The 1141-nt window shown below is 29.1% G+C and carries 1 protein-coding gene; it reads left to right on the forward strand.

Annotation, left to right across the window (positions count from 1 at the left end):
- Positions 1-175 precede the first annotated feature (175 nt).
- Positions 176-1141, forward strand: a 966-nt coding sequence (locus tag L8X33_RS08585; protein WP_263670498.1) for a cache domain-containing protein, incomplete at its 3' end; no start/stop codon positions are given.

Genomic DNA, 1141 nt, shown 5'->3' on the forward strand with positions numbered 1-1141 from the left:
AGTGTTAATTGCTAAGCTGGGGTTGGTGATTTTGATTGGATGTGATTGTTATTTTTTATAATTTTTTTATTAAAAAATAGTTTTTTTATATTTAAATAATGCATTTTTTTATTAAAAATAATACAAGATAATTTTTCCCTTAAAATTTACAATTTTTAAACAAGGATAATTCATTATGAAAAACATTACAAGAAGTTTAACGGGAAAATTAACTTTTTTTGTTTTTTTAGCAATTATAGCTATTTTATTTATAGCAAATGCATTTAATTATGCCGAAGTAAAGCATGATGTTCAAAAACTCATCAATGATATACAAGTTAAAACAATGCAAGATGTTTTAAAGAATTTTGATGACTACACTGCTTCAAGAAGCGATGCTATTAGATCTGTCGCCTCTGAATTGCAAAAAAATCCTAATGCGAGTTTAGAAGAAATTTACACTATGGTTAAAGTTGCAAAAGAAGCTAGTCGTTTTGATGTGCTATATGTAGGACTTGCACACAATGGTGCAATGATTAGATCAAATGGAAACCATCAAATGCCATCTGATGGCTATGATCCTAGAACAAGAAGTTGGTACACAAGTGTTGCTTCTGGAGAAAACAAAGTTGTAATATCAAAGCCTTATATTGCCCCTAGCTTAAAAGCTCCTTCTTTATCTTTTTCATATCCTATAGTTGTTAATGGTAAATTTATAGGTGCAGTAGGTGGAAATTATGATTTAAATACTTTTTCAGATAATGTATTATCAATGGGAAGGTCACAAAGCGGATATACTGTGGTTTTAGATAATGATGGAACTATACTTTTTCATGAATCTTCTGAGGCATTATTAACAAAAAATGAATTAAGTCAAAATATAGTAAAATCATATCTTTCAACACCTGAAGGAAAATCAGGACTTCTTTCAAGCTCACCAATGTTAATTGAAGATGGAAATGCTCCTCGCAAGGCTGTGATTTGTCAGAAATCTTCAACAGGATATAATGTTTGTGTGATTGCAGATGAAAAAATCTATAAAGACCCGGTAAATAAAGCTTTAATACAACAAATCATTATTGGTGTTATAAGCTTGGTAATTGCTCTTGTAATTATAAGATTTATGATTAATTATAATCTTTCTCCACTTCAAAAAATCCAA

The sequence above is a fragment of the Campylobacter sp. CNRCH_2014_2849 genome (genome assembly GCF_025772845.1).
Taxonomy (GTDB): domain Bacteria; phylum Campylobacterota; class Campylobacteria; order Campylobacterales; family Campylobacteraceae; genus Campylobacter_D; species Campylobacter_D lari_D.